Source organism: Paenalicyclobacillus macrosporangiidus (assembly GCF_900116805.1).
Taxonomy (GTDB): domain Bacteria; phylum Bacillota; class Bacilli; order Alicyclobacillales; family Alicyclobacillaceae; genus Alicyclobacillus_H; species Alicyclobacillus_H macrosporangiidus.
Window position 1 is genome coordinate 1 of record NZ_FPBV01000059.1, and the last position, 3,983, is coordinate 3,983.

General features: G+C 49.8%; 6 protein-coding genes and 1 pseudogene. 5 read left to right on the plus strand and 2 right to left on the minus strand.

Features of this window, described 5'->3' with window-relative positions; translation table 11 throughout:
- Positions 1 to 300: transposase domain-containing protein (locus tag BM357_RS18430; protein WP_139234642.1), on the plus strand; the 300-nt coding region annotated here is incomplete at its 5' end.
- A 265-nt stretch (positions 301 to 565) separates the two neighbouring features.
- On the opposite strand, the gene BM357_RS18435 is transcribed toward BM357_RS18430, so the two are convergent.
- Both BM357_RS18435 and BM357_RS18440 read right to left on the minus strand, forming a co-directional pair.
- On the minus strand, positions 566 to 1,213 hold the full coding sequence (locus BM357_RS18435) for a cation diffusion facilitator family transporter (RefSeq protein WP_074956839.1): 648 nt from the start codon (positions 1,211 to 1,213) through the stop codon (positions 566 to 568).
- Positions 1,214 to 1,573, minus strand: coding sequence for an ArsR/SmtB family transcription factor (locus BM357_RS18440; RefSeq protein WP_074956841.1), 360 nt, complete (start codon positions 1,571 to 1,573; stop codon positions 1,214 to 1,216). It lies immediately after the preceding gene.
- A gap of 148 nt (positions 1,574 to 1,721) precedes the next feature.
- On the opposite strand from BM357_RS18440, the gene BM357_RS18445 reads away from it, so the two are divergent.
- The 4 genes and pseudogenes from BM357_RS18445 to BM357_RS18460 all read left to right on the plus strand — a co-directional run.
- Entirely contained in the window at positions 1,722 to 2,123 is a 402-nt protein-coding gene (locus BM357_RS18445; protein WP_074956843.1) for an ArsR/SmtB family transcription factor, read from the plus strand.
- A complete protein-coding gene (locus tag BM357_RS18450) occupies positions 2,107 to 3,066 on the plus strand; it encodes a cation diffusion facilitator family transporter (RefSeq protein WP_139234805.1) in 960 nt (319 codons plus the stop codon). Before BM357_RS18445 ends, BM357_RS18450 begins: the two co-directional genes overlap by 17 nt.
- A 14-nt stretch (positions 3,067 to 3,080) precedes the next feature.
- Positions 3,081 to 3,434 carry a zinc-ribbon domain-containing protein gene (locus BM357_RS19565; RefSeq protein WP_139234806.1) on the plus strand — a complete coding sequence of 118 codons (354 nt, stop codon included), beginning with the start codon at positions 3,081 to 3,083 and terminating at the stop codon, positions 3,432 to 3,434.
- A 188-nt stretch (positions 3,435 to 3,622) separates the two neighbouring features.
- A pseudogene (locus BM357_RS18460) lies at positions 3,623 to 3,775 on the plus strand (ArsR family transcriptional regulator); the annotation flags it as partial.
- Positions 3,776 to 3,983 lie beyond the last annotated feature (208 nt).

Below are 3,983 nucleotides of genomic sequence, written 5' to 3' on the forward strand. Positions count from 1 at the left end.
CTGGAGGACGGCCATCTGGAGTTGGATAACAACCGGAGCGAGCGGTCAATCAAGCCGTTTGTAATTGGTCGCAAGAACTTCCTGTTTGCCAACACCCCACAGGGTGCGAGGGCGAGCGCCATCGCCTACAGCCTGGTGGAGACAGCCAAGGAGAACGGGCTGGACCCGTATTTGTACCTGGAATACCTGTTCGAGCGGCTACCCAACATCCGAACGGATGACCGGGCAGCGATGGACGCGTTGCTCCCGTGGTCAGATCGCCTGCCGGAACGAATCCGGAGACGTGGAAAAAAAGGATAGCATGAGAAATCGCCCCGCTGGGTCTCCTGGCGGGGCTGATTGTTGTCGTCCATGACTGTCGCACGACGGTTGGAGAAACGCAAGGTGTGGGGGCTTTGACGCTTACTGATGAAACCTCGGTCAACTCCACCTCGTACCTAGCGTTAATGAAAAATCCGAAGCGCCTCACCTTGTGATCCGTGAACCGTCTATCGAAAAGACAATCGGACCACGAAGAAAACAAGTGGCTCGTATTACTCTTCAGGGCGCATCTCCACATGATGTGTCAATCATGGCAACAGCCACAACCGCAGGCATCTTCCTTGCCACGTGCCTCCTGGATGGCTTCCCATCCTTCCTTGACGACGAAATACACTAATCCCAATGCAGCGATGGAATCGATCCACCACCAGCCGAACAAAGCGGTTAAAATCACACCTGCAAGAACCGTCCAAGCCATGTAGGCACACACGATACTGCAAGCTCCGTCTGCTTGAAGAGCCTTGCTCGCTATCTCAGCTCCAATGCGTTTCTTTGCCCGTGACAAATAAGGCATGACGACTCCGGAAGCGATAGCAAAGCCAATTCCTAAGAAGCTGGACTCTGCGCCTTGATGCGTCCAAAGTTTATCCGTGGATGCGACAACGATATAAACCGCCAGTAACATTAAGGCAATCCCAACAACCCAGGATGACACCTTTTCCGCTTGCTTCACCCGGTCCAGGCCTGCACCGTTTGCTTCGATGATCAGTCGCCACAACAAGACCGTGCCCGCAATCAGTTCGATTATGCTGTCTGCTCCAAAGGCAACCAAAGCCAATGAGTGAGCGACCAACCCAGTTCCAATTGCAACACCAGCTTCGACAATCATCCAAAGGATGGTTACCACTTCAATCGAAACACCTTTTTTCACCGACACCGAATGTGCTGACATTTATTTTCCCCCTTCAACAGCTTCGTTTACGTCATCAGAGCAGTAATTGACACACCGGGATACACGCTCTGCAGTGGTCGCCAGTATGTCATCCGCCGCACGCAAAAGTCCTTCCACTCGTTCATCCGCCAATCGATAGTAAACATTGCGCCATTCTTGACGGCATACCACCAAGCCACAGTCTTTCAGGCACGCCAGGTGCCGAGAAACGTTACTTTGTGTCAGACCAGTTTCATCGACCAATGTACTGACGCTTTTTTCGCCTTCACGCAACGCCAACAAAATCGCCAATCGAGAAGCATCCGCCAGGCCACGAAAAAACTTGGCCCGTAACGCCAATGAGTCGCCAGCAATCAGCATTTATTTCACCTCATATCTTAATATGCGGATATGATGATATGATACCACATGACGTGATATCAGACACAGTGATTCTTTCTGTTTGACGTAGTCGTGTTTTGTGCATATTATGAGCACATGAGTATTTGTTCATATAGGTGGTGGTTGCATGGCAACTCGTCTTGATGAGGATCGCTGCAGCGAGTCGGTTGTTCACCAGGATGCCGTGGCCGATTGTTTGCCGAACCAACTGGACGAAGCCCTGGTAGAAAGTTTGTCGGAATCCTTTAAGGCCTTGGCCGATCCGACACGAATCCGAATTCTACACAATTTGTCCAAGAGGGAACTCTGTGTTTGCGATTTGGCCGAGGTGCTTGGAATGACGCAATCGGCAGTTTCTCATCAGCTTCGATACCTACGAACTTTACGCATTGTGAAGGGTCGAAGAGAAGGAAACACGGTTTACTACACATGCGACGATGCACACATCGTCGGTCTCTTGCAAATGGGAATTGACCATGCTACGCATGTCGAAAGAGATAAGGGGAATGCGCATGCCTCCCATTCATGATCACGGACATGGCCACGGACACACCCACGACCATGGGGATGTGTTTCACTCGCATGCTCCTGCGGACAAGATGAAAACAGCGTTTTTTCTGACCTTGGTGATTCTCATTGTTGAGGTCATCGGTGGACTGATTTCGCACAGTCTGGCGCTTTTGTCGGACGCCGGTCACGTGTTGACGGACATTGCTGCGATTGGCCTATCCTGGTTTGCTTTGAAGCAGGAAGAAAAGCCGTCCAATGAAAAAATGACGTATGGGTACTACCGATCCGGCATTTTAGCGGCCCTTATCAATGGAATGACGTTAATTCTGATCACGGGTTGGATTTTGTGGGAAGCATACGGTAGGTTTCAGAAACCAGAAGAGGTCACTCCGGTCTGGATGTTTGTCAGTGCCGGCGTTGGACTTCTGATGAATCTGTATCTTGGTCTAGGCATGCGTAAAGAAGAGGACATCAACGTCAAGAGTGCAGTTTTTCATATGCTTGGTGATGCGGCTGCGTCAGCCGGTGTCATCGTCGGCGGAATTATTATCCTTGTCACCAAGTGGTATGTAGTTGACCCGATTCTCAGTGTACTGATCGCTCTGTTGATTGCGTTCGGCGCCTGGAAAATCGTTTGGCAGAGTGTAGTGATCCTCATGGAGGGAACCCCGAAAGGGATAGACTTCCAGAAAGTTGTGGACGAAATCAAGTTAGTACCCGGTGTTCAGCATGTACACGACGTACATGTCTGGAGTATCACCAGCGGCAAAAATGCACTGTCTTGTCACGTGGTTCTTGATGGTGACATGACCATCCGTGACAGCCAGAAGATTTTAAGGGACATGGAACATCGCTTGCTTCATATGGGAATCGGTCATGTGACGATTCAAACCGAAGATGGGGATCACCCGCACGATGATTCTGAGTTTTGCGCTGCGAGTGAATGCCATCACCGTCATTAAAAGGAGTGTTGCAGATGTCTGATTTCTTCCGGGAACTTTTTGGTGGACATCATGACAGACACCACGGTGGACACCATGGGAGTTATCACGATGACCATCATAGCCACCACGATCACCATGATCACCATGGTCATCACGAAGATCATTATGGGCATCATGATCACCACTATTATGAAGATACACCTGCATACAAGCGTCCGGTGTCCTGGCGACGATGCCCGAATTGCGGGAAAGAGAACGATGTCGCAAACAATTTTTGTGCTTACTGTGGAACGAGCCTAAGACCAAGGCAAATGTCCTGCTCAAATTGCGGTAATGCGGTATCCTCGAACGCAGCGTTTTGTCCGAACTGTGGTCAAAAATTATAATCAAAAATCAATTGAAGTGCCTCGTCACCGGGGCACTTCAATCTTTACTATTCTCCTTGACCACAAATCCACGTGTCAAAATCCGCTCTACTCGATTTCACAAAACCATGTGTTGACCCATATATTAGTCAGTGTTAATATGTGTGTCGGTTAATTTTAGTGCGGACTAATGTGTGTGGGGTGTTTGCATGGTCAAGACGGAACTGGATGTCAAGGTGAAGTTTATAAAGGGGTTTGCGGACAAGACTCGGATTCAAATCTTGGAGTGTCTCCAAGACGGAGAAAAAACGGTTACAGAGATTGTTCAAAGTATCGCCGGTAATCAATCAAATGTGTCTCAGCGGTAGTGTCCCGTCAAGTGGTGTAATTTCACCGTTTGTGTCTAATATGTGACATCCATGGCTTTGTCCCGTCGCGGGAGTATATCGACCTTCGTCGCTCCGTCAAGGGGTGTTGCGCTCGTCCGGTCGGACGCCCTTGACGTCGCTCCTGCCGGTCGAATTTAGGCGCCTAGGGGACAAAGTCAATGTTTGCGTGTAACATACACGC

Excerpts from the sequence above, each read along its gene's own strand:
- BM357_RS18435 (WP_074956839.1), bottom strand. The coding sequence starts at position 1,213 with ATGTCAGCACATTCGGTGTCGGTGAAAAAAGGTGTTTCGATTGAAGTG.
- BM357_RS18440 (WP_074956841.1), bottom strand. The coding sequence starts at position 1,573 with ATGCTGATTGCTGGCGACTCATTGGCGTTACGGGCCAAGTTTTTTCGT.
- BM357_RS18445 (WP_074956843.1), top strand. The coding sequence starts at position 1,722 with ATGGCAACTCGTCTTGATGAGGATCGCTGCAGCGAGTCGGTTGTTCAC.
- BM357_RS18450 (WP_139234805.1), top strand. The coding sequence starts at position 2,107 with ATGCCTCCCATTCATGATCACGGACATGGCCACGGACACACCCACGAC.
- BM357_RS19565 (WP_139234806.1), top strand. The coding sequence starts at position 3,081 with ATGTCTGATTTCTTCCGGGAACTTTTTGGTGGACATCATGACAGACAC.